General features: G+C 54.1%; 25 protein-coding genes. 11 read left to right on the plus strand and 14 right to left on the minus strand.

All coding sequences use genetic code 11. The features are described 5' to 3' along the window. The first annotated feature begins 67 nt into the window (after positions 1–67). A complete protein-coding gene (ubiG, locus tag KTT_RS11080; protein WP_126596033.1) occupies positions 68–787 on the plus strand; it encodes a bifunctional 2-polyprenyl-6-hydroxyphenol methylase/3-demethylubiquinol 3-O-methyltransferase UbiG in 720 nt (239 codons plus the stop codon). Positions 788–816: 29 nt separating this feature from the next. On the opposite strand, the gene KTT_RS11085 is transcribed toward ubiG, so the two are convergent. From KTT_RS11085 to purK, 7 genes are all read right to left on the minus strand, one after another. Then, on the minus strand, positions 817–1,407 hold the full coding sequence (locus KTT_RS11085; protein WP_126596034.1) for a helix-turn-helix domain-containing protein: 591 nt from the start codon (positions 1,405–1,407) through the stop codon (positions 817–819). Positions 1,408–1,442: 35 nt separating this feature from the next. Next, positions 1,443–2,195: an RNA polymerase sigma factor gene (locus tag KTT_RS11090; protein WP_126596035.1), complete on the minus strand. Its 753-nt coding sequence runs from the start codon at positions 2,193–2,195 to the stop codon at positions 1,443–1,445. A gap of 263 nt (positions 2,196–2,458) precedes the next feature. After that, positions 2,459–3,403 (minus strand): ribose-phosphate diphosphokinase, encoded by a 945-nt coding sequence (locus tag KTT_RS11095; RefSeq protein ID WP_126596036.1) that lies wholly within the window; start codon positions 3,401–3,403, stop codon positions 2,459–2,461. A gap of 305 nt (positions 3,404–3,708) precedes the next feature. Next, on the minus strand, positions 3,709–4,794 hold the full coding sequence (queA, locus tag KTT_RS11100; protein WP_126599544.1) for a tRNA preQ1(34) S-adenosylmethionine ribosyltransferase-isomerase QueA: 1,086 nt from the start codon (positions 4,792–4,794) through the stop codon (positions 3,709–3,711). Continuing rightward, on the minus strand, positions 4,791–5,822 hold the full coding sequence (ruvB, locus tag KTT_RS11105; RefSeq protein WP_126596037.1) for a Holliday junction branch migration DNA helicase RuvB: 1,032 nt from the start codon (positions 5,820–5,822) through the stop codon (positions 4,791–4,793). The genes queA and ruvB overlap by 4 nt, the downstream gene beginning before the upstream one ends. 271 nt (positions 5,823–6,093) lie before the next feature. Beyond that, on the minus strand, positions 6,094–6,699 hold the full coding sequence (locus KTT_RS11110) for a 5-(carboxyamino)imidazole ribonucleotide mutase (RefSeq protein WP_126596038.1): 606 nt from the start codon (positions 6,697–6,699) through the stop codon (positions 6,094–6,096). Positions 6,700–6,707: 8 nt separating this feature from the next. After that, positions 6,708–7,868, minus strand: coding sequence for a 5-(carboxyamino)imidazole ribonucleotide synthase (gene purK / locus KTT_RS11115; protein WP_218030870.1), 1,161 nt, complete (start codon positions 7,866–7,868; stop codon positions 6,708–6,710). Positions 7,869–8,387: 519 nt separating this feature from the next. Between purK and KTT_RS11120 the strand changes: the two genes are divergently transcribed. The 3 genes from KTT_RS11120 to KTT_RS11130 all read left to right on the plus strand — a co-directional run bounded on the left by KTT_RS11120 (position 8,388) and on the right by KTT_RS11130 (position 9,198). Further along, the gene (locus KTT_RS11120; protein ID WP_160145797.1) at positions 8,388–8,609 is read left to right on the plus strand and encodes a carboxymuconolactone decarboxylase family protein; all 222 of its coding nucleotides are present in this window, start codon (positions 8,388–8,390) and stop codon (positions 8,607–8,609) included. Between the two features lie 30 nt (positions 8,610–8,639). Further along, a complete protein-coding gene (locus KTT_RS11125) occupies positions 8,640–8,894 on the plus strand; it encodes a carboxymuconolactone decarboxylase family protein (RefSeq protein WP_126596041.1) in 255 nt (84 codons plus the stop codon). A 64-nt stretch (positions 8,895–8,958) separates the two neighbouring features. Beyond that, positions 8,959–9,198 carry a hypothetical protein gene (locus KTT_RS11130; protein WP_126596042.1) on the plus strand — a complete coding sequence of 80 codons (240 nt, stop codon included), beginning with the start codon at positions 8,959–8,961 and terminating at the stop codon, positions 9,196–9,198. Between the two features lie 61 nt (positions 9,199–9,259). Here KTT_RS11130 and ychF read toward each other — a convergent pair whose 3' ends face one another. Further along, positions 9,260–10,435, minus strand: coding sequence for a redox-regulated ATPase YchF (ychF, locus tag KTT_RS11135; protein WP_126596043.1), 1,176 nt, complete (start codon positions 10,433–10,435; stop codon positions 9,260–9,262). Between the two features lie 516 nt (positions 10,436–10,951). On the opposite strand from ychF, the gene KTT_RS37655 reads away from it, so the two are divergent. The 6 genes from KTT_RS37655 (at position 10,952) to KTT_RS11165 (ending at position 15,338) form a co-directional block, all read left to right on the plus strand. Then, positions 10,952–11,179 (plus strand): FmdB family zinc ribbon protein, encoded by a 228-nt coding sequence (locus tag KTT_RS37655; protein WP_160145798.1) that lies wholly within the window; start codon positions 10,952–10,954, stop codon positions 11,177–11,179. Between the two features lie 81 nt (positions 11,180–11,260). Further along, the gene (locus KTT_RS11145) at positions 11,261–11,770 is read left to right on the plus strand and encodes a hypothetical protein (protein ID WP_126596045.1); all 510 of its coding nucleotides are present in this window, start codon (positions 11,261–11,263) and stop codon (positions 11,768–11,770) included. Positions 11,771–12,083: 313 nt separating this feature from the next. Then, positions 12,084–12,854: a ParA family protein gene (locus tag KTT_RS11150; RefSeq protein ID WP_126596046.1), complete on the plus strand. Its 771-nt coding sequence runs from the start codon at positions 12,084–12,086 to the stop codon at positions 12,852–12,854. Beyond that, the gene (locus KTT_RS11155; RefSeq protein WP_126596047.1) at positions 12,847–13,851 is read left to right on the plus strand and encodes a ParB/RepB/Spo0J family partition protein; all 1,005 of its coding nucleotides are present in this window, start codon (positions 12,847–12,849) and stop codon (positions 13,849–13,851) included. The genes KTT_RS11150 and KTT_RS11155 overlap by 8 nt, the downstream gene beginning before the upstream one ends. Positions 13,852–13,871: 20 nt before the next feature. Then, complete coding sequence (locus KTT_RS11160) at positions 13,872–14,354, plus strand: DinB family protein (protein WP_126596048.1); 483 nt, start codon at positions 13,872–13,874, stop codon at positions 14,352–14,354. A 165-nt stretch (positions 14,355–14,519) separates the two neighbouring features. After that, on the plus strand, positions 14,520–15,338 hold the full coding sequence (locus tag KTT_RS11165; RefSeq protein WP_126596049.1) for a response regulator: 819 nt from the start codon (positions 14,520–14,522) through the stop codon (positions 15,336–15,338). On the opposite strand, the gene KTT_RS11170 is transcribed toward KTT_RS11165, so the two are convergent. After that, positions 15,335–16,021 carry a sensor histidine kinase gene (locus KTT_RS11170; protein ID WP_126596050.1) on the minus strand — a complete coding sequence of 229 codons (687 nt, stop codon included), beginning with the start codon at positions 16,019–16,021 and terminating at the stop codon, positions 15,335–15,337. The two genes, KTT_RS11165 and KTT_RS11170, sit on opposite strands and share 4 nt — an antisense overlap. A 657-nt stretch (positions 16,022–16,678) precedes the next feature. Here KTT_RS11170 and KTT_RS11175 point away from each other — a divergent pair. Further along, complete coding sequence (locus tag KTT_RS11175; RefSeq protein WP_126596051.1) at positions 16,679–17,560, plus strand: hypothetical protein; 882 nt, start codon at positions 16,679–16,681, stop codon at positions 17,558–17,560. Between the two features lie 323 nt (positions 17,561–17,883). Here the strand turns inward: KTT_RS11175 and KTT_RS11180 are convergent, their stop codons facing one another. The 5 genes from KTT_RS11180 to KTT_RS11200 form a co-directional block, all read right to left on the minus strand. Continuing rightward, positions 17,884–18,270, minus strand: a complete 387-nt coding sequence (locus tag KTT_RS11180; RefSeq protein WP_126596052.1) for a hypothetical protein — start codon at positions 18,268–18,270, stop codon at positions 17,884–17,886. A gap of 68 nt (positions 18,271–18,338) precedes the next feature. Beyond that, positions 18,339–19,298, minus strand: coding sequence for a hypothetical protein (locus tag KTT_RS11185; RefSeq protein ID WP_126596053.1), 960 nt, complete (start codon positions 19,296–19,298; stop codon positions 18,339–18,341). Positions 19,299–19,343: 45 nt separating this feature from the next. After that, on the minus strand, positions 19,344–19,652 hold the full coding sequence (locus KTT_RS11190; protein WP_126596054.1) for a 4Fe-4S dicluster domain-containing protein: 309 nt from the start codon (positions 19,650–19,652) through the stop codon (positions 19,344–19,346). Positions 19,653–19,689: 37 nt separating this feature from the next. Continuing rightward, the gene (locus tag KTT_RS11195) at positions 19,690–21,510 is read right to left on the minus strand and encodes an NAD(P)/FAD-dependent oxidoreductase (protein ID WP_126596055.1); all 1,821 of its coding nucleotides are present in this window, start codon (positions 21,508–21,510) and stop codon (positions 19,690–19,692) included. Between the two features lie 169 nt (positions 21,511–21,679). Beyond that, positions 21,680–22,006: a hypothetical protein gene (locus KTT_RS11200; RefSeq protein ID WP_126596056.1), complete on the minus strand. Its 327-nt coding sequence runs from the start codon at positions 22,004–22,006 to the stop codon at positions 21,680–21,682. Between the last annotated feature and the right edge of the window lie 104 nt (positions 22,007–22,110).

Below are 22,110 nucleotides of genomic sequence, written 5' to 3' on the forward strand. Positions count from 1 at the left end.
TCACGTACCCCAATAAGACGAAAGTCCAACACTTTGTTGATGAAATAGCGAAAGTAGGTCACTATTTATGACATCACACCCATCCTCACAGAACGACATCTTTGCTAATTATGGATGGCATGAAAAACAAAATTTGCTTTATCGTATTACCGCAGATCGTTGTGATTATATTGAGTCGCGCATCGATCGCGTCTTTGGTCGCCACGCGCTGGCTCAGCAAGAGATTCTTGAGGTGGGATGTGGGGGCGGCTTGATCTGCCGTGAGCTGGCGCGTCGGGGCGCTGTCGCGACTGGCATCGATCCATCTGAGGGAGCACTATCCGATGCACGGCGCTATGTGCTGCAAGGACACCTGGGGCAGAACGTTTCATTCGATCAGGGCTATGCCGAGTCGTTGCCCTATGCCGATGGCAGTTTTTCGGTGATTGTGTGCCTGGATGTACTGGAGCATGTGCGCGATCTGCAGGCAACGATCCATGAAATCGCGCGCGTGCTGGCCCCGGGCGGTATCTTTATCTTTGATACCATTAATCGAACGCTGCTGGCACGGCTGGCCTTGATCCAGATTGGTGAGCGTTTCTTTAGGAAGCAAGGTCTGGTGCCAGGATTACATCGGTATGAGGCGTTTATCAAGCCAGCGGAGCTCCGGTCCCTGCTGGGCCGCGAAGCGCTGCAGATTCAGGAGCTGACCGGCTTTATGCCAAAGTTGATTGAGGGACGCATGACCCTTGCCCCGGGCTGGTTTAAGGGCGTTTCTTATATCGGTTATGCCACAAAAGGGAGATAGGAACGGACATACCTGGCTGGTCGCTGCGCTTATTCCTGCCAGAACTGCTGATCTTCTTTTGACATTGTGCTGCGCGATATCGCTTCGGCAAAGCTCTGCTTTTTGGGACCCTGCTGTGCCTGGCTCGCCGCTTCGCGAGTCTGGCGGCGGTTCAGGGTTACTGCTGGCTGACTGCCATTGAGGGCGTTGCTGAATTGATCGATGCTGACCTGAAAAAACTGGGCCAGCTTCTCCAACTGGCGCTGGCTCAGGCTGACTAACTCGATGGCGCCGTTCTCGAATTTGTTCCAGACGTCAACGCTCAGGCGTAGTCCTCTGGCGGTTGCTACTTTGTTCAGGTTGCGGCTCTTACGCAGCTCGGTCAGGCTGGCGAAGGCGTTCTGCGACTCGAAGACGCGCTCAAACGCGCTGGTCAGGGCACGCCTGGTTAATGGCAGCAGGCTGGCGTTTTGATCGACCGCTTCGTTGCCGCCAGTTGCCTGGTAGCCAGCAATAAAGTCGATCAGCTCATCTTGATAAGCTGGATACTCCTGGAGGATCCGTACCTGTGCCTGGGTATCGCCCGCTTCTTTAGCCGCGATCCAGGCCATTTTAAGTTGTCTCAATTCGGGAGTGTTCATCTGAAGTACTCCTTTCCGTTCCCTTTTGCTTGGTATTACGATTGTTGCTGCAGCGCTGATTTATATGCTGGCTGGTGTTGTTCTCTTATCACACATTCGCGTAGATAGCTACGCGCCCGCTCGTAACGCAGGCGAACCGTGCGCTCCGTCTTTTTACACACTTCCGCGATATCGTCCCACTTGAGCCCCTCGATGGCCCGCAGCGTCATGATCTTGCGATCAAGTGGATCCCGCAGGTAGGTCAGGATGCGCTGGCTTTCGTCCTCGGCGTGCATTTCTTCATACTGATCGCGTGGGTCTGCTACATCCGAGGTCGACTGATTTTCATCGTCGGCCGGAGCCGGTTGTAGCGTCTCCACCAGTGCGCGCGGCACATGCTGCGGCCGACCGGTGGGTCGGCCCTCGGCGTCGCGTCGATAGCCAAGTCCCTCTTGACGAAGAACGCGGTTAAATTCATCGACGCATAGGCAGCGCAGATAGTGAATAAAATTCTGTGTGATAAATATTTCTCCTGGATCTTGCGCTTCGCGTAACAGGTGCTCACCCATGTTCGCGATCGCTTCTTCCCGTAATTCTGGACGGTGTCGCAAGCCCTGCGTGTGGCGCTGAAAGGCCGGCGCGGCGCGTTGCAGCAGCACCTCGCAGAGGAAACGTACTCCAGCATCGTTGCCCGCAGTCTTTTGTGCTCGAATGTTTAGAACAAGCTCACTTTCACCGATCTCATAGCGTCCCTCTGCCGTGCGACGGTGTAAGCGCTCGTTAAGTGTATGATCACTCAGGTCGATCATTCAGTCCCCCAAAAGTAGTACTACGGTGGTTCGCTTTTGTGGCTTCTACCAACTCTATTCTTCTACACTCGCTAAAAGCGGAAATTTTTATGGGCACTCTCGAAAATGTGTGTATAATGTGCATGTGATGCCGCACCGCAGCATCACATGCACATTATACACACATTATTTATTCAAGGGGAGAGGAAGGGATTTGGGGACACCCCAATCCCCGGCAGGAGGGGCTCGTGGCCCCTCCTGCACCTCCCTGCTTTATGATGGGGTTAGATGGTGTCGAACAGGCTGCTGACGGATTCTCCGTTGTGGTTGCGGCGGATCGTTTCGGCGATCAGGGGGGCCAGCGAGAGAACGGTCATGTTGGGGAGGCGCTTTTCGACAGGTATGGGTACCGTGTTGGTGGTGACGATCTCTTCGATGTCGGGCTGGCTCTTGAGGCGCTCGATGGCTTTACCAGTGAAGAGACCATGGGTGCAGGCGACGAAGATACGGCCGACGCCGCGCTCGCGTACGTGCTGCAGGATCTCGACGATGGTTCCACCATTGGCGATCTCGTCGTCAATGATGATGACGTCTTTCCCGCTTACGTCACCGACGATGCTATCGATAACGACCTTGTCGTCACTGATCCTTTTCTTGCTGCCTGCTGCGACCGGCATGTTGAGGAGACGCGAGAAGTACGTCGCCGACTTGGCGTTGCCGAGGTCGGGCGAGACGACGATGCCGTTGGTCAGGTTGTAGGAACGGAAGTGCTGGGCTAGCACATTGAGCGCGTTTAAGTGGTCGGTGGGAACGCTGAAAAAGCCGTGCACCTGCGGCGCGTGCAGGGCTACCGTAATGATGCGATTGGCTCCGGCGGTCTGCAGCAGATCCGCTACCAGGCGGCCCGCGATCGAGATACGGGGCGCGTCCTTTTTGTCCGAGCGCGCGTAAGCATAGTATGGGATGACCGCTGTCAGGCGGGCTGCGGAGGCACCACGGGCCGCGTCCAGCATGAATAACAACTCCATCAGGTTTTCTTGAACCGGAGTTACCAGGGGTTGGACCAGGTAGACATCACTCTCGCGGCAGTTTTCATTCATTTGAACATAAAGACAGTCATTGCTGAAATGTTGAATGTGGGTTGGCGAGAGCTGCAGGCCCAGATATTCACTGATCTCCCGGGCCAGTTCTTGATGAGCGCTGCCACTGAAAATAGTAATGTCACGCATAAATTTTTTATCCTTATATTCCTACCTGAAGGTATATCATTCAAACATATGCGCTGCCTGGCGGAATGAGGTCAGCAGGGCATAAAGTAGGGGAAGAAAAGGCAATCCTTCTCTTCTCAAATTATTGCTGTGATTTCACATGTACTATTTTGACACCTCTATGATTGTAGCGTCAAGGTGGGGTGCCGCAAAGTCCCCTATTCTTTTTGCTCTAAGGAGGAGGTGCCGCAAAGTCTTTCTTAAGGGGTGCAGGAGGGCTGGCCGCCCTCCTGCACCTCCCGCCTGGGGTGCGCCAGAGCAGAGCGCTATAGTAGCAGCATTGCATCTCCAAAGCTGAAGAAGCGATAGCGCTCTTTAATGGCTTCCTGATAGGCCTGTTCCATCAGTTCTTTCCCCATGAAGGCGCTGACCAGCAGCAGTAAGGTTGAGCGGGGTAGATGAAAGTTGGTGATCATGGCGTCCACGGCCCTGAAGGGGGTGCCGGGTGTAATAAAGAGGCTGGTGCTGCCTTTGTAAGGTGCGATCTCGCCGTCGTATATGCTGGCGACGCTCTCAAGTACGCGTACCGAGGTGGTACCCACGGCGACAACTCGACCACCGGCCTGTCTGGTTTCGTTGATCAGGACCGCTGTCTCGGCGTCGAGCTCGATCTCTTCGCTGTGCATTTTGTGTTCGCTGACGTTTTCGTGCTCTACCGGTCGGAACGTGTCTAATCCTACGTGCAGCGTGACAAAACCGGTGCGTACACCCTGCTGGCGCAGGTGATCCAATAGCTCCGGCGTGAAGTGCAGGCCAGCTGTCGGAGCGGCCGCCGAGCCCTGGATACGCGCGTAGACCGTCTGATAGCGCTCTTGATCCTCCAGCGTTTCATGAATATAGGGAGGTAGAGGCATGCGACCGATCTCATCGATGCGCTGGCGTACGCTGAGAAGTTGATAGGGATCATCGCTATTGGCCTGCTGGTCGGGGACCGTGAAGTGCACGATGCGCCCACCAGCTTCGGTGCGCTGCTGAATCTCACCAATCAGGCGGGGAGGCTGGTCCTGAGGTCCAAAATGGATGATCGCCCCTTCACGCAGCCGCCGTCCTGGCCTCACCAGGGCTTCCCAGTGATCAGGACCCAGTTCATTACGCTCGGTCAGCAGCAGGACCTCGGCGGAACCGTTTGTCTGTGGCCGGTAGCCCAGCAGGCGCGCTGGGATGACGCGGCTCTGGTTGGCGATCAGTAGATCGCCAGGCCGCAAAAACTCGCCCAGATCTCGAAAATGTCGATGCGTAAATGTTTTATCTTCGCGCCGTACAACGAGGAGCCGCGAAGCGTCTCGCGGCTCAATCGGGGTCTGCGCGATTAATTCTATTGGTAGATCGTAATCAAAATCACTTATCTTCAGGTTGTTGTCCACAGCGTCTGTCCACTTTCTCCGCCCGGTGCTGCCAGGCCTAGATGCTGATACGCGGCCCGCATGGCGATACGGCCGCGTGGTGTGCGTGCGATGAATCCTAACTGTAGCAGATAGGGCTCATAGACATCCTCGATCGTCTCTGAATCCTCGCTGGTGCTTGCCGCCAGCGTATCCAATCCCACAGGCCCACCATTGAACTTGTTGATGATGGTCAATAGCATGTTGCGGTCGGTCTGGTCCAGGCCGATCTCATCTACTTCCATCGCGTCCAGTGCCGCTTTGGCGACCTCGCGCGTAATCACGCCATCGGCTTTGACCTGCGCATAGTCGCGCACGCGCTTGAGCAGGCGGTTAACGATACGTGGGGTACCTCGTGCGCGGCTGGCGATCTCTTCAATGCCGTCCATTTCGGCGGCCACCTTCAGGATGCGTGCCGAACGTGCCACGATCAGCTTGAGCGACTCCTGATCATAATATTCCATACGATAAATGGCACCAAAGCGATCACGCAACGGAGCGGTCAGCGACCCGACGCGTGTCGTCGCGCCCACTACCGTAAAGGGAGGCAGGTTGAGGCGCAGCGATCGCGCACTGGGACCCTTACCAATCATAACATCCAGCGCAAAATCTTCCATCGCGGAATAGAGGCGCTCTTCTACCGCGCGTGCCAGGCGATGGATCTCATCGATAAACAGGATCTCACCCGGCTGCAGTGAGGTCAGGATTGAGGCCAGGTCCCCTGCATGCTCAATCGCCGGACCCGAAGTGGTACGTAGATTCACGCCCATCTCGGCGGCGATAATATTACACAGCGTCGTCTTACCCAATCCAGGTGGACCATACAGCAACACGTGATCCACCGATTCATTGCGGCGACGCGCAGCTTCCAACAAGATGCTCAGGTTTTCTTTAATCTTCTCTTGACCGACGTATTCAGACAGGTGACGAGGGCGCAGGCTGCCTTCAATCAGCTGTTCCTCTTCACTGATATTGGGTGAAACGAGGCGGTCCCCCATATATATCTCCGATATGAAACTAGTGTTCTACAACGTGTTGCTCACATTATATCATAGGTTCGGACCCTGCGCTCACCCATATGTCTGGATCTATATAAAGCGGGAGGTGCAGGAGGGCCGGCGAGGCCCTCCTGCCGGGGCGTGGGGGTGTCCCCCACAAAATTCCTTTTTCTTTAGTGGTGCCGCCGCAGGCGGCACCACTAAAGAAAGGATGCCAGGGGAGACCCCTGGACCCCCACAGGGGCTAGTCGCCCCTGTGAACCCCACCGCGCTACGCGCCAAAATTCTTTAATTTGTTTTCTAGAGTCTGGTTTTGCGTGGCCACGCGCCGCTTGCGCTTCTCGGCATAGGCCAGCAGCCGCTCTTTGATGGTGGGATCTGCGATCGCCAGCTCTTTAGCGGCGTGGATGGCCGCGTTCACCGCGCCAGCATCCCCGATGGCCATCACGGCGACTGGAGCACCTTCGGGCATCTGCACCATCGAGAGCAGGGCATCGATGCCTTTGAGCGCGCCAAGATCGCGAGGGACGCCGATCACCGGCAGATCCGCCCGCAGGTCGGCGATGTTGCCGGGTAGATGGGCCGCGCCGCCTGCGCAGGCAATGATCACCTGCACGGATGAGGGTAGATTATCGATATGTTCGACTACGGTGCGCAGATCGCGATGGACCGAGTTGATCTGCACCAGGCAGGGGATGCCGAATTCGTTGCGTAAGGTATCCACCGCCTTCATCATCAAAGGAAGATCCGAATCGCTGCCCATCGTGATCAACACCTTTGGCTCGCCTTGCGCCGCCGGGCCGACCCCTTCGGGCGAGACCAGGACGCCATGCTCCTGGCTGAGCGCGGCGCGTATCTGTTGCTGATTGTCTGACATGATGTTCGCTATATCGAGAGCGTTGCCCTCGCCTCCTTCGCTTGCTTGTAGACCCTGTCCAGGTCCTCTCCGACCACGGTGATATGCCCCATTTTGCGATCGATTTTGGTTTCGCGCTTGCCATAAATATGTGGGAAGACATGCTCGTGATCATAGTCACGGGACCACTGTACGTCGGCGGGTCCGTTGCGCTCTCCCAGGATGTTTTCCATCACTGCCGCTGGATAGAGCATCGTCGTGGGGGTCAGTGAGAGGTTGGTGATGGCGCGCAGGTGCTGCTCAAACTGGGATGTCTGGCACGCTTCAATGGTGTAGTGGCCCGAATTATGCGGGCGTGGGGCGATCTCATTCAGCCATAGTTTGCCCTGCTTATCTAGAAACATCTCGACTCCGAAGATGCCGATCCCTTCCAGTCGATCAATGCTCTCGCTGGCCATCTTCCGCGCCTCGGCCTGCACTTCGTCCGGTATCTGAGCAGGCGCCAGCACCGTCAGACAGATGTCGCGCTCGTGGATCATCTCGACAACCGGGAAGGAGGCGCTCTCCCCACGTTCGTTGCGGGCAATCATAATGCCGAGTTCTTTATCCAGGTCGATGCACTTCTCCACGTAGAGCTCGCGATCGCCCAGCTTCGTGCGTGCGCTCTCGATGTCCTCAGGACCATTGACGCGGGCGTTGCCACGTCCATCGTAGGCATCTTTCTTCGCCTTCAGGACCAGTGGATAGCCCCATTCACGGGCCGCTTGCTCGATATCGTTCCGTGAAGAGACCGAGCGGTAGGGCGCCACCGCGATGCCGTGTCGCGCTAGAAATTCCTTCTGCTCAAATTTATTCTGGATAATCGCCAGCAATTCCGGCGAAGGATAGATCTTTACGCCCTCAGCTTGCAGATCTTGCAACGCCTGCGTATTGATATGCTCGATTTCATAAGTCAGAATATCCGCACGATCCGCCAGCTGCTTTAGTGCCACCGGATCCTTTAAACTGCCCACGATCTGTTTCGCTACCACCGATGCCGGACATGCAGGCGTCGGGTCCAGAACTACCACTGAAGCAAAACCCAGCTTACGGGCCGCTTCACTGATCATCAAACCTAATTGGCCACCCCCGATAATACCAATCCGGGTGCGAGCAATAATTGCTGCTTCCTGAGAATGTTCTGTATTCACTGATCGGCTCTCCTTTGTATCACGCTGATTTATTGTAAACATGAGCCCGTGTCACTGTCAAACGGAAATTATAAACAAATCTTAAAGAAAATTGATATTAGATCTTCGCCCATCGCACCCAAAAACACAGCGAATTCTCAAATTCGCCAAACTGATCGCTTTCAGCCTTGATTTTTGGGCGAAAATATGTTAATATTGTATATGTGTTCGAGAGAAGCCAGCAAATTGGCTTCTTTTTTTGTGCCTATTTCCTCCTCTTTCTATTTCTTTCCAACAAAGTGTCTTATCCCCCTCTAATTGAGGTACGTGAGATTCCCTGCACGGGCGTCCGCGTGCGTGACCGCATTGATGTTGTGAGTTGGAGTGACAGGCGCGCCAGCGCCTGTCACTCCAACTCACAAAAAACTTCTGAGCACCGTAGGTGCGAAAGTTTGTGCAGGTCTGGCTTGCATGCAGATTGTCTGTCCAATAAAATAAGGATGATATTATTCCATTGTTTATTTGGGGAGGAGGATGTGTATGCCACGCATTCAACCTGATGACTCGGTACAGCTGCCCGAGTATGCTACTGGTGGTAGCTCGACGATGACTACACTGTTTAAGACTATGGCGCATCGACCTGATATTATGCAGAGCTCCATGCAACTGGTGGAGGCTGCCATGCGCGGAGGTACTGTGGAGCCGCAGCTCAAGGAGCTGTTAGCCATCCGCGTCTCTCAGGTGAACTCCTGCTTCTATTGAGAGAACGCGCACACTGCCTTGGCAAGGCAGATGGGATTAGATGAGGCACTGCTTGATGCCCTCTATCATATCGATCAGCATCGACACCTGTTTACGGATCGCGAGCTGGTCGCGCTGCGTTACGCGGAAATTGTCACTACCAGTGCTCGTGATGTGGATGAAAATCTGTGGGATGAATTGCAATCCCACTTTGACGATGGCGAGATCGTCGAATTGACCACCGTCATCGGCATCTTCAACTTTTTCAACCGCTTCGCGGACGCCTTAAGACTTGACGAAGCCTGAAGCCGGGTGTTGAATATTGATAGCAATTATTGATGACCGGGCTACATTCAGGAGTAAATATAGTATGCCTACCAGTGAAGAAAAATATCAGGCACTTTTAAATGATCTACGCGAGCTGGGCGTTTACCTGCACGGACGCGGCGATAAGACGCACGCCCTTTCCCAGCAGTTCGCCGAAAACGCGAAAAAAGATGCCTCTAACCGCGAGTTTGATCTTAACCAGTCACGTATGCTGGACTATCAACACCACCTGTGGCATGAGATAGGGAATTTGGTAGATAAGCTGATCAAACAGCACGAATAAGCATGATAAAAAGTGGGGAGCCGTCGCGCGACGGCTCCCCACTTTTTATCATATCCAGAACTTATTTGCCGACGTTGAAGCGGAAGTGGGCGATATCGCCGTCTTTAATGACGTATTCTTTACCCTCAAGGCGTAGCACACCTTTCTTGGTAGCGGCGGCGAACGATCCGCATTCGATGAAGTCGTTGAAGTGTACCACCTCGGCGCGAATAAAGCCACGCTCGATGTCCGAGTGGATCTTGCCGGCCGCCTCTGGCGCTTTGGCTCCCTGTGTGACGGTCCAGGCGCGCACTTCATCTTCGCCAGCGGTCAGGAAGGTGATCAGGTTCAGCAGGCGATAGCCAACCTGAATGACGCGATCGGCGCCCAGTTTGGGCAGTCCCAGTGATTCCAGATATTCCCGCGCATCCTCTTCCGGCAACTCTGACAGCTCCGCCTCAAGACTAGCCGAGACGGCAGCGACCTCTGATCCCTCGCTCTTTGCCTGCCGGGCCACGCGCGCGATCCCCTTTAGCTCTGGGCTCAGGCTCTCATCATCGACGCTCTCTCCAGCGTTGATCTTGTCCAGCAGTTCATTGGCTTCGCCCAGCACTCCTTCGCTGACGTTGAGCACATACATGCGTGGCTTCATCGTCAACAGGAACAGCTCTTTGAGCAGAGCATGCTCCTGCTGTCCCAGTTCCAGATCCTTGACCAGCTTGAACTCCTCCAGCGCTGACTGGAAGCGGCGCAGAATCTCCAGTTCCTGCTGATACTTTTTATCGCCAGACTTGGCGGCGCGTGATGTACGCTCGATACGTCGCTCCACTGAGGCCAGATCGGTGATCATCAGCTCGGCGTTCAGGGTCTCCAGGTCGCGATACGGATCGATCGTCTCATTGATATGGGGCACATTATCGTTGGCAAAGCTGCGCAGCACGATCGCTAGCGCATCCGCATTACGAATGTGGCCCAGAAATTCGGCGCTCAACCCTTCCTTTTTATCCTTGCCCGCCTGTGATGCCTGTCCCATACCGGCCACGTCCACGAACTCAACCGTCGTCGGCGTCACCTTCTTCGGCTGAAAGATCTCGGCCAGCGGCTGCAAGCGTGCATCTGGAACTTGAACCACGCCCACATTCGCCTGCACCGTGCTGGTCGCGTACCCGCTGATCGGCGCCCCCGCCTGTGTCAGAGCGTTAAACAAACTCGTCTTACCACTCTGTGGCAAGCCAATAATTCCTATTGTCAGGGCCATAATGTTCTCTTCCCTCTCCTCAATAATCTATCAAATAGCGATAATCTATCATCTATAACTGGCACATATTGTATCCCAACCCGCAACTCGTCTCCCCGCTTCTCAGCCGGAGATGCAGGAGGGCGGCGAACCCTCCTGCCGGAGTGCAGGGAGAGCATGTCGGGAGCATACTCAAAGTCCCCCATTGGCGTCAACTTAAGGAGTGCAGGGCGAGCATGCCGTGGGCATACTAAACTCCCTGCCGGGGTATGGGCGAGCATGCTTCCAACCCGCTCAAGTCCTCGCCTACCCTCTGTGCTCGCAAAGCGGAGGTGCAGGAGGGCGGCTAGCCCTCCTGCCGGGGTTGCAGGGGTGTCCCCTGCCTATCTCCTCATAATTTGGTGCCACCGCAGGCGGCACCAAATCATGGAAAAAGTCCTGGACCACATTATAGCTGACTTGACGCAGTCAAAGCCAGACACTACAATATCTGTTGACATACAACACTTTCCATATATATTTAGGAGGAGTCCCTTAATGCCATTGTTCGAGTATTACTGCGCAGATTGCAAATCCAGATTTGAGCTCCTCGTCAGCCACAAGCATGCTGATGACGTTGTTTGTACGAAATGCCATAGCGAAAAAGTTCGTCGGCTGCTCTCAGTTTTCGCGGCCCCCCGTGGGGCGGGCGAAGATTATTCATTTGACGATGCACCCGCGACAGGCGGCTGTGGCTGTGGTGGCGGCTCCTGTGGTTGTCACTGATCTCCTCTTTATCGGATATCGACAATGACAGGTCCCTTGTTTTTCTATCAACTTTCCTAAGACGAAATCAGGTTTGTCTTTATGTTATTCAACAAAGTGAGCTACCGACGCGGCATCATTGAAGGGGTTATTATCTATGCCATCGGTAGGCTCGGAGCGCTAATTACCCCCGCTGTCTTTCCCGATTGGATGTTTGTCGCGGTCCCCTTACTGTTTTTAGTGTTCCAGTATATTCTACCACCAGTGTGGGCGGCGCGCCGCATGACCTCAACGAAGCGAGAGCGACTCAGCAAGCGTTTCTGGCTCCTGGGACCACGTATCGCCGCTATCTGCCTGGGACTGGATATCATCATTAGCCTGTGTTGTGGCTTGCCCTTAACAATGTTTGAGGTACAGCAGGGCCCCGCCTTGCTGCGACTGTTCGCGCGCGGCGCCAGCCATCTGACCCTGACCGGCTACCTGTTCTATGAACTGCGTACCGCCGTCTTTTTGTTTGTCTTTTACACAATCGCGGTCGTCTGTACGCGCCTGGCCGGTGGTGGCTTCCTGCGTTTTACTATGCCCGCGGGCGGTAATCGCGTAACATTGTAATTTTTATAGATACTCTGAGCATCCATAAGGGTTCATACTAGTATAGCTGAACCCTATCTGTTGCTGTGTAAATTCTTTTTATCTCTCCATTATAGTGTTTATTGTAGCCGGTATTATTCTACTTATCACTTTATCTGCATGTCTGATAATACCGATACGCCTTTCGCCCACATAGGCAGTTGCGCGCTCAAATAGAGACAATCACACTATTGTGATAAGTCATGTTGCTTCTCTCTGATACATTTGTTACAATGTGCCTGAAGCGGAGCTTTATGGTCTTCGGCATGGAAGAGGAAAGGTATGGTCGCATCCGGTGTCAAAAGTGTACGCAATTACGAACCAAAAAGGCGGGGTCGGCAAGACAACTTCGGCTATCAACCTGGCTACGTACCTGGCTGCCGCCGGGCGCAGGGTATTGCTGGTTGATATGGACCCGCAGGCCAACGCCTCGAGTGGGATTGGCGTGTTGAAAAATAAGCGAACACATACAATCTATGATTTGCTTGTACAAGAGAATGATGAAATTTCTATATTTGATGTGATTGTTCCAACTTCGCGTCGGGAGCTGGTGGTGGCCCCCTGTACCGTTGATCTGGCCGCGGCCGAGGTTGAACTGGTTGGCGCGATCGCTCGTGAACATCGCCTGCGCCAGATTCTGGAGCCTATTCGCGAGCGCTGCGATTACGTTATTATCGATTGTCCTCCCTCCCTTGGTCTGTTGACGGTGAACGCTCTGGTGGCCGCTGATGGTATCATTATTCCTATTCAGTGTGAATACCTGGCGCTGGAGGGGTTAAGCCAGCTCTTGAATACCGTAAATATCGTGAAGTCAAAGCTGAATTCAAAACTGTATATTGTTGGTGTGATCCTGACGATGTTTGACTCACGTACACGGCTGGCGGCCGATATTGTGCGCGAGGTACGCAGTCATTTCCCACAGGAAGTGTTTCAAACAATTATTAATCGAAATGTTCGCCTAAGTGAGGCTCCTAGCTTCGGCCAGGCGATCCTGGATTACGATCCTACTTCCCCTGGGGGCCTGGCGTATCGCGCACTTGCCGAGGAGGTAATGGCTCGTGGCTAAACCAAAATCCGGGCTGGGACGTGGTCTGGATGCGTTAATCTCTGGCGCTTCCGATGTGATGTCCGCCCAACAACCGGCTAGAGTTCCTGCCGATACTCTGCCTCTGGTTCCTATTGATAGCATTATCCCCAATCCGCGTCAGCCACGGCGCACGTTCCGTGATGACGATCCCCTGTTATTTGAGTTGCGAGACTCCATTAAAGAGCATGGTTTGATTCAGCCGATCGTGGTGACGCGGCTGGACGGAGCCAATAAGGCGCAGTCAGCCCAGGCCGAAAATGATTGGTTTGGCTCTTCCTCTTCCTCTGCAGTTACTGCTGCCCCCGTGGTGCAGTATCAGATCATCGCTGGTGAGCGTCGCTGGCGCGCGTCCAAACTGGCTGGATTGACCAGCGTTCCGGTGGTCATCAAGGATGTTTCCCCCCTGGAGATGCTTGAACTGGCCCTGATTGAAAATATTCAGCGCTCAGATCTCAATCCCATTGAAGAGGCTCTGGCCTACCAGGCGCTGGTACAGGAGTTCGGTCTGACTCAGGAGTCGGTAGCGCGCCAGGTGGGTAAGGACCGGGTGACGGTTACCAACGCGTTGCGCTTGTTGCAGCTTGCTCCACGCGTTCGTGAGATGCTGGTGAATCAGGTTGAGAACTTCACGGCCGGCCATGCGCGCGCCCTGATCAACATTGAGAGCGAAGAGGCCCAGATCCAGGCTATGGAGCAGATTATTGCTCTACGTCTGAATGTACGCCAGGCGGAAGAACTGGCGACGCGTATTAAGAACGCTGAAGATCTTGAGGGAGCTATCGAGCAGGCTAATTCCGGCCCCCTGCGCTCTCCCGAACTGACCAGTCTGGAGGAGCATTTCCGTGAGGCCTTGATGGTGAAGGTCGATCTGAAATGCAATGCCAGAGGGAAAGGCAGGCTGGTCCTCCATTTTAATAATCAGGATGAATTGGATAGTCTCTACGATCGACTGGTGAAGCCACAGGAAGATATATAACACCATAGCGGGGAGGCAATATGGCGGGGATTGAGAGTCCATTTGTGAAAGTTCGACGTCGGCTGGTTATGGCTCGTATCGAGTTTATGAGCCAGTTGGCCGCGTTTCAGCCAGAGGATTTGTCCCGCTCCCTGACTGCCGAGGGTGAGTCTCCCCTGTTGATTGCCCATCACCTGGCTACGATAGAAGTCGTGGCCTTGCAGCAGTTGCAGCGCATTCAGTCCGAAGATAATCCCCACTTTGATACTTTGCTTCAACTCCTTCCCGTTGAGACAGAGCTGGGAGATGCCGTCCTTTCTTTAGAGTCGGTGCTGGCCGAGATGTCTGACCGTCGCTCCGAGCTCCTTTCCTATCTATCGCAGGCCCCCCTCTCCAATTGGGAGCGTCCCTTTGTTTTTGCCTCGTGGGGCTCTCGAAAGTTCTATCAACTTGTGAATATGCTACCGTTACATGATCGCCAGCATGCTCGCCAACTGGCGACTATGCGCGCCCATTTATCATAGTTTGACGCTTGTAGGCTGATTCGTGAGATAAAATCCCCATTTGTTTAATGGCTATACTGGGAATATGAAAGTATATGAAGCAACCTGGCATGTTTGTAATCTGTGAGGATGCGACTTTCACAATCACTTTGCCGTTTGGCTGCTCTGGTTGGAAGGAGTCTTTTTATGCACTATCCCGATACCGATGATCATCATTTGCATACGACTGTGGCTACGGAGTCGCTGACTCTTTCTCCTACACTTTTAACTGATAATGAAAAACAACGGCTGGCAACCGGCGTTGCTGATAGTCGCAATATAACGGCGGGTCAGCCTACAACCCAGGTGCGCGTGCTGATTGTGGATGATCATGCGTTGATCCGTGAGGGGTTGAGTCAGCTCTTCTCCCTGGAAGATGATATTGAGGTGGTGGGTGACGCGGTGGATGGTTTTTCGGCCCTGGAGAAGATTCGTCAGGTCCATCCAGATGTGGTGTTGATGGATATTAATTTGCCCGTGGTGGATGGTATCGCTATTACGCGTCAGGTGACCCAGCAGTTTCCGGATGTGGCGGTGATTATGCTGACTATGCATCGTCAGAATCAGCAGATTGTGGAGGCGATGCGCAATGGGGCGCGTGGCTATATTTTGAAGAGCGCGACGGCCCGCGAGGTGGCTCAGGCGATTCGTACCGTCCATGCGGGCGGTGTGGCTATCTCTCCTTCCTTGACCGGTGTGTTGGTGAATGAATTGCGCCGCCAGCCAGAGGCGATAACCACTCCCACGGGTCAGCATGTGGCTCAGCTATCGGAGAAGGAGGTCGAGATTATTCGTTACCTGGCCGCCGGCATGAGCAATAAGGAGATCGCTGAACGCCTGGCTTATTCAGAAAAGACGGTCAAGAATTATCTTTCGATCATCTTCCAGAAGCTGCATCTGCGTGATCGCACCCAGGTGGCTATCTTCGCGCTGCGCCAGGGTCTGTTACCGGATGAAGAGGGCTAAGCGGTCGTGTCTCCATCGGGGAGTGGAAAGCTGGCTGTGATGATAGTTCCGGATCCTGGTTGACTGTGTAGCTGCCAGCTGCCCCCCACCTCCTGCACGCGTTCGCGCATGGTGTGCAGGCCCAGGTGACGCTGAGAATGTGCCTCCGGTCCCTGGCCGCCCGTCTCTTGCTCTGGCATCAGAAATCCGATCCCATTGTCTCTGATTGTTGTAAGCAGCACATGATTTTGAATGTCTATGGTGATCCATATTTCGCTGGCTTGCGCGTGCTGGTGAATATTAGATAGAGCTTCCTGCAGCAGACGAAAGATGGGTGCTTGCAGATGTTCTGGTATGCGTTCAATGGCTGGTAGATGCTGGTGAATGACGAGGCCAGTATGATCAGCACTGTACTGACTGAGCTGGCTAGCAATCGCGGCCTGTATGCTAGATTGCTCGATCTGCGGGGGACGCAGGGCATTGATGCTGGCTCGAAGCTCTTGTAAACTTTGCTCCAATATCGTTGCGACCTGCTGGATGTCCTGACTGATGGCCTGAAATTGCTGCTGCTCAATCAGTCGCTGGATAAATTCCAGCTTGTAGAGCGCGAAGGCGATCTGCTGGACCACACTATCGTGCAATTCACGGCTGATGCGCTGGCGCTCTTGCTCGATCGCAGCAGCATGCTCATCAGCCATCTCCATGTTGCATCTCCTCCCCCTCCGCCATACACATCCCTATTTTCATCATACTCTACTCGCAAAGCCCCACATTTGTCACCCATCGGGCCATTTATACGTAAGACATGTAGTAGTTTAAAATGAAGTGCAAGTATACCAACAGGGCGGGGATGCAAAGGGTTCCCCTCTCCAGGAGCAGAAGATGCAGGAGGATGGCCAGTCCACCTGCCGGGGTACGAGGGGTGTCCCCCGCTTCCCCGGCAGGAAGAACTCGGCACCCTGGCAGGCGGCGAGCTAAGCCGGGGCAAACCCAAAGCCGGGGCAAGCCCGGCACCTATGGGGCGGGGATGCAAGGGGCGGCGAGCCCCTTGACTGGGGGCCCGGGGGCTGTGCCCCCGGCACCCTTCTTCCTCCCCTCGTGCCGCCGCAGGCGGCGCGAGAGGTAAATAAATCGATCTTTATCGATCAAAGGCTGGCACACCGCGAGTTTTTTTGTTATATGTTGGAACAACAATATTTGACACTGAGAGCACTCTGATAGTATGATAGCTTTCGATACAGTTTTAACGCTAAACTGTAATATCTTCCTGTATTGTTGGCAAGTAAGCCATACAGAGAGAGAAAGGATTACTAATGGCCGCCGATGGTGAACAATCCGCGTCGCGAAGACGTGCAAGAGGAATGACTGGCAGTCAGAATCCACATCCCTCATCGATGTACCAACGGCCCATGAGCGGCGCCAATACGTCGCCTCATACCGATGGATATCGTTTTGATGAAGGAATGATCGACCCACCTCGTTCTAGCTCTAGCGTTGTGCGTTTTACGAATACGCAGCCTCCCCGTTATCCAAATACGCAAGTAGGGATGGGAACCTCTGCGATTCCGCCCAGGCGTCAGGGAATGACGAAGGACCTGCCGCCTCAAATGCGTTCAACTGGGCATACCGGTCGGCAGCCACGCCTGCCCATGCAGCCCCCTTCTTCCCAGGTGTATACGACGGCGGGCGCGAGAGGCACCAGCACGAGGAGTACTAACACCACGAAGAATACCAGAACTGCGTCGAAGCCGCCTGTAAAGGAGAAACCGGCTCGCCGTGTACACTGGCTCTTGCCCGCCGGCGTTGGTATGGTCGCGATGCTGGTCCTCTGGGTCCTGGGTAGCACGGCTCTTTCGTGGGGGATCGCGCGCTACAATGATTTTAAATATGGTTATCCTCGTACCTATCAGACCGATGCTGTCGTTGGACACGATGATAGTCCCCAGCATAAAAGTCACTTTATCGCGATCAATTATAATCATCAAGCGGTCGTGATGGAGATGATGGGAGGTGATACCGGGCCGGGCAAGTCGGTCAGCTATGTTGTGAATTTGATGAGTAGTGATAATGTTGATCTGGCGCCTGTAACGGTCGATTTCAAGGATCTCAATGGCGATAGCAAACCTGATATGATTGTTCACGTCCATCTGTCGAATCAGGATCAAGTCTCGGTGTTCATCAATGATGGCAAGAAATTCCGGCCAACCAACGCCAACGATAAGTTTACCGCGCCAATCAATTAGCGTTCTCTATCTGCCATCAAGATGTGCCAATGACTTTTTAATTGTAGCCTGGAGCAAATCTCTCGTTCCCACTTTAATTGCCGTGGTGATGGAGCGAACAATATATAGATGTATATCTATATTTCTGTTAGAGATGATTTGCTGCAGCGGGGCTTTGTTCTCTCTTATCTCTTGATGAACGCATGGATGCGGTTCAGAACTGGAAAACTACAATCCCCCAGCATCGCTGACCGTAGCCGCCGGGTGGTGGCTTTATGTGTGGTCTCGTGACGTGGGGGATGGGTGGTTATTTTTTTGCTTGTTTTGTCTGAACGCGCCTGTCTCTATTTATTAAAGATGCGACTGTAATGTTCAGCAACGATATCGGATGGGAAGTAGCGTAACAGATTGACTGCTACCAGTGTAAAGGCGATCCAGTCGAAGCCCGCATCCAGCGGCACTCCCAGAACCGTTCCCACCAGTGGTAGTACCGTGCTCAAGATGGTTTCATTAATCGCGTCCGGGAAGAGCAATATGACCACAATGGCTGCGATAGATCCCACAAAAAGTACTTTTTTGAATACGGAAACCCTGCTGTCTACCATTAACGCCTTGATCAACCTGGCTGTTTTGAATCCATGTAAGAAAATGTCTAACCGCCTGGGATGAGCCAGCTTCCGGGCTAACTGATCACCGGGATATTGCTGCTGTTCTGCCGATTGTTGTAGCATATCTTTTTCCTCCTGCTAAACGCTCTATTGGTAATACGTGCAAGAGTAGGGCGCGGTTTTACTAATCTTTAATGCTTGAACAGCAGTGGGATGAGCAGCTGTCCCGCGTAAACCAGGTGCCAGATGGTAAGTGCGAGGGTGAGCAGGACCAGTAGCACGTGGAAAATACGCCAATAGCGGATCAGGGCGCGATAGAATTGCTCGCGCTGCAGCGCATGCTGAACGGTCTGTAGCTCTTCCATCTGCTCGTTATAGCCAGGGATCAAGGCGCCGGGCGTTGCCAATGCACTCCTTTTATCCGGCACAAAACGATATTGCTGGCTGTTGCGGCTGACCTCCTGCGGAGTCTCTTCCAGGGAGATGTATGCGATGTCCCAGGAACTGGGTAGCGCGGTTCCCCCCAGGCTGACCGGATCGGGGGTGACGACCTGGGCCGCCTGCCCATTCAGGGCTCGGGTCGTTTTTCCCTGCGGCTTGAACGTGCGCAGATCTTGCGTGTTGTGGGTGACGATCTCCTGGACGTTGCGCGAGATATCTTCAATACGATCATCCCCGTATTCGGTCAGGGCCTTTTTGACCTCTTTGGTAATCTGTCTCGGCGCAAAGCGGTCAATCATTCGTCCGATGAAGCCACTGATGACCAGGGCGATCATGCCTTCGAGGGCGTAGGTGCCGGTGCGAGGATTGAAGTTGCCGAATGAATGGAGCAGCAGGATCACGATGGCCAGGACGCCAAAGCTGATATGCCAGTTCAGGGACGCGTTGAGATGCCCGATGCGGCGCTGGCGCTGGCGGCGGGCACGGGTATAGAGAAACGTTGCCAGCAACATGAAGCCGCTACCCACGATAGCGTAGGTGTAACCGGCCAGGCTATCGGGCGATAGATCCTGGCTAAAGTGAGCATAGATAAAGAGGCTCAAAATAAAGACAAGGATCAGGATCAGGGTGACAAACCACGTTTTTACCCATGGCCGTCCGGTGTCAAAAAAGAACCAGGGATAGCCTTTCTCATCACTTAGTCTGTTCATATGTGATTTCCTCTTCTACGTTGATACATACTCACTTTAGCCTTTTTACATCTCTTCCATGCTGCTGAGAAGCCGTACTTTCAGCCAGAGCATCATTGCATCCCTGTGAAGACCCACCGGGCAGGGTGCGACGCAGGCGCCACACTGGTAGCAGGCACGCGTAAAGCGCGCGACAGGCTCTGAAATGGGACCCGTGAGGGTCTCGCGGTTGAGCATGTCGATGGTGATTGGTTCGGCGACCGCCGGACATGCCAGCAGGCATTCGTTGCAGCCAATGCACGCCTGGATCTCCTGCCCTACCTGGGGCCTGGTTTTATGAAGAGTGATGGCGTTGGGTTTTAGCATTCTTAGCATACGTAGATTGCTCCTTCAAGCCTATCCGGCCCTGTTTTTAATCGATATCTTGCGATTGATCAATATAGGCCCATAGTTTATAGTGGAGTTGTTTCTTTTCGTTTTCTCGTATCGGTATGGCTGGCTCGCGCGCGTCTAGCGGGAACCGATGCCCCCTGGGCGGTGTGACAGGACCATCTACTAGCGGCCGTTCCGGGCTCATATATGGTTGCCGGGTAATATCATTGTCGGCCATCACGATCATGCTTTCATTTCCGCTGAGCGAGACGTCTGGCAGGTTGCCGGTAAAGGGATTGATCTCGTCCTCATTGTGGATGACTGGCATGGCTGCTCTGCTGGCGGCCTGCTCTATGACCCGCTGGGTTAATGGACCGGTCTGCGGCAGGCGTGGCGTCGGTAGCTGCGCGGGCACGCGTTGACTTACTTGCCGGGGCTCGGGCGATGTGAGGTAATCACCCGCTCCGGGCACGTTTATAGGTGCGCGTTTCTCTTCACCTCTTAGCAAGATGGGCAGTTTTTGCTCGATCAGATTTCTGGTGGCCCGTGAGCGTTGATGTGAGAGATAGGCGCGCGAGTCGAATTGGCCCTTGAGCAGGGGCTTGACGATATTGCGGACCGAGATCCCCTCGTCCATCAGCCGCTTGATGGCCAGGCTGTCGGGTTGGGCGTTACCCAGCGAGAGATAGCCCACCAGTCGATCATCTAACATCGTCATGCGTCGATATCCACCCTGGCTGGTGTCGGTCAGGGTTGTCAGACGCGGATCTTTGCTGATCGGTTCACCGACCGTGAGCATTGAGAGCTCTCCCAGGTGGGTGGCATGCCAGTGGACCCCGAATGGCTGCTGAGCCAGCTCTTTGTGTCCCACCATCATGGAGCCGGCGATGCGGCCCTGGGCGACGGCAGCATACCATTGGGCGCGTGGCTCGTAGTTGCCGGTCTGTGGATTTTTGAGCGCGGCCACATCTCCTGCGGCATAGATATCGCGTACGCTGGTGCGCAGTTTGTCGTCTACCATGATACCGTTTTTGTGCATCATAGGGACCGAACAGCTTACGGCCAGCTGGGTTGCGGCCTGCGTACCTGTACAGGAGAGGACTATCTGACAGGGGAGCATCTCTTGATGGTTCGTAATTACCCCCGCTACGGCTCCTACACGCCCCACAATGCCCGTGACTTCGGTTTCCAGGTGGACAGTCGCACCGGACCGGCGAACGTTGTTCAGCACGATCTCAGAGGCATAATCGTCCAGTACCTTGCCCATGAAGGTCTTGCCGCGAATGAGCCAGTGGACATGGATACCCCAATAGAGTAGACCCATTACGGTCTCGATGGCGTGTACGCCGCCACCAATGACGACCGCCTCACTGACCTCACCCAGTCGCCGTCGTAAGTCGAGGTAATCCTGCAGGCGATGCAAGGTGAGCACCCCATCGAAGTTGCGGCCCGGGGTGTTCCTGGGTAGTCCCAGGGGAGAACTACCGGTGGCGATCAAGAGGCTATCATAACCGAATCCACGGTTACCGCTCAGGGTGACGTATTTGCTCTGGGCATGAATCTCTGTTACCCGCGAGTTCACTATATGGATACGCTCCGTGCGTTCGGTGCCCGCAGGATAAGCCAGCAATTGCTCGCGTGTAAGTTTACCAACCGCAAATTGTTTGAGTGCAGGTGTATTGATTGTGGGATGGATCTGATCGGTTATGATTACGATGCGCTTCTCGGGCGCGAGACGGCGAGCTTCGATCGCGGCCGTCAGGCCTGCGATGCCGTTGCCAATGATCACAACCTCTCCATGATCGAGTGTTGGATTATGCCTCTGCTGGGCTGGTAAATATCTTCTATCTGAATCGTTCATCACAATCTCACATCCTGACCACACACGAATAAATATACGAGCGTCTACATTTGTGCTGCGGGGTTCACAGGGGCGGCTAGCCCCTGTGGGGGGTCCAGGGGTCTCCCCTGGCCTCTCCCCCTCCAGTGGTGCCGCCGCAGGCGGCACCACTGGAGCTTGCTCTTATCTTTTAGTCCACATCGATCGCCAGCAACATGTTGTTGACGCGCATGAAATAGACATCAGTATGCGCATGCTCATTTAAATGACGACGCATATGCGATTCTCCCGCAATACAGCGTTCATTACATTGGAAGCGCTCAATGGTGCCGTTGGCCGTTTTCAGCATAAAACTGTGGTCTGGATTCATACTGACGATGGTCCCAGCGTCGTGTTCCAGGCCGGAAGTATGTGTGATGGTTGGTCCTATTGCGAACACAATTCCAATGGTTACTAATGAGACAACGCCAATAAGCAGAATGACCGCGATAAAAGCTGTGAAGCGTGAATTGAGCATCTTCAGCTGTCCTGACATTTCTTAGCTAACAATGGAATTCCTGATTGGTAAATGCAAATTTTCCATTGATAAGGGACAGAAAACTATCGATCTAGTCGCTTATG

Origin of the sequence: Dictyobacter aurantiacus (assembly GCF_003967515.1) — a bacterium.
In the GTDB taxonomy this organism is placed as follows: Bacteria; Chloroflexota; Ktedonobacteria; order Ktedonobacterales; family Ktedonobacteraceae; genus Dictyobacter; species Dictyobacter aurantiacus.

Excerpts from the sequence above, each read along its gene's own strand:
- ubiG (WP_126596033.1), top strand. The coding sequence starts at position 68 with ATGACATCACACCCATCCTCACAGAACGACATCTTTGCTAATTATGGA.
- KTT_RS11085 (WP_126596034.1), bottom strand. The coding sequence starts at position 1,407 with ATGAACACTCCCGAATTGAGACAACTTAAAATGGCCTGGATCGCGGCT.
- KTT_RS11090 (WP_126596035.1), bottom strand. The coding sequence starts at position 2,195 with ATGATCGACCTGAGTGATCATACACTTAACGAGCGCTTACACCGTCGC.
- KTT_RS11095 (WP_126596036.1), bottom strand. The coding sequence starts at position 3,403 with ATGCGTGACATTACTATTTTCAGTGGCAGCGCTCATCAAGAACTGGCC.
- ruvB (WP_126596037.1), bottom strand. The coding sequence starts at position 5,822 with ATGGGGGACCGCCTCGTTTCACCCAATATCAGTGAAGAGGAACAGCTG.
- KTT_RS11110 (WP_126596038.1), bottom strand. The coding sequence starts at position 6,699 with ATGTCAGACAATCAGCAACAGATACGCGCCGCGCTCAGCCAGGAGCAT.
- KTT_RS11120 (WP_160145797.1), top strand. The coding sequence starts at position 8,388 with ATGCCACGCATTCAACCTGATGACTCGGTACAGCTGCCCGAGTATGCT.
- KTT_RS11125 (WP_126596041.1), top strand. The coding sequence starts at position 8,640 with ATGGGATTAGATGAGGCACTGCTTGATGCCCTCTATCATATCGATCAG.
- KTT_RS11130 (WP_126596042.1), top strand. The coding sequence starts at position 8,959 with ATGCCTACCAGTGAAGAAAAATATCAGGCACTTTTAAATGATCTACGC.
- ychF (WP_126596043.1), bottom strand. The coding sequence starts at position 10,435 with ATGGCCCTGACAATAGGAATTATTGGCTTGCCACAGAGTGGTAAGACG.
- KTT_RS37655 (WP_160145798.1), top strand. The coding sequence starts at position 10,952 with ATGCCATTGTTCGAGTATTACTGCGCAGATTGCAAATCCAGATTTGAG.
- KTT_RS11145 (WP_126596045.1), top strand. The coding sequence starts at position 11,261 with ATGTTATTCAACAAAGTGAGCTACCGACGCGGCATCATTGAAGGGGTT.
- KTT_RS11160 (WP_126596048.1), top strand. The coding sequence starts at position 13,872 with ATGGCGGGGATTGAGAGTCCATTTGTGAAAGTTCGACGTCGGCTGGTT.
- KTT_RS11165 (WP_126596049.1), top strand. The coding sequence starts at position 14,520 with ATGCACTATCCCGATACCGATGATCATCATTTGCATACGACTGTGGCT.
- KTT_RS11170 (WP_126596050.1), bottom strand. The coding sequence starts at position 16,021 with ATGGAGATGGCTGATGAGCATGCTGCTGCGATCGAGCAAGAGCGCCAG.
- KTT_RS11175 (WP_126596051.1), top strand. The coding sequence starts at position 16,679 with ATGACTGGCAGTCAGAATCCACATCCCTCATCGATGTACCAACGGCCC.
- KTT_RS11180 (WP_126596052.1), bottom strand. The coding sequence starts at position 18,270 with ATGCTACAACAATCGGCAGAACAGCAGCAATATCCCGGTGATCAGTTA.
- KTT_RS11185 (WP_126596053.1), bottom strand. The coding sequence starts at position 19,298 with ATGAACAGACTAAGTGATGAGAAAGGCTATCCCTGGTTCTTTTTTGAC.
- KTT_RS11190 (WP_126596054.1), bottom strand. The coding sequence starts at position 19,652 with ATGCTAAGAATGCTAAAACCCAACGCCATCACTCTTCATAAAACCAGG.
- KTT_RS11195 (WP_126596055.1), bottom strand. The coding sequence starts at position 21,510 with ATGAACGATTCAGATAGAAGATATTTACCAGCCCAGCAGAGGCATAAT.
- KTT_RS11200 (WP_126596056.1), bottom strand. The coding sequence starts at position 22,006 with ATGCTCAATTCACGCTTCACAGCTTTTATCGCGGTCATTCTGCTTATT.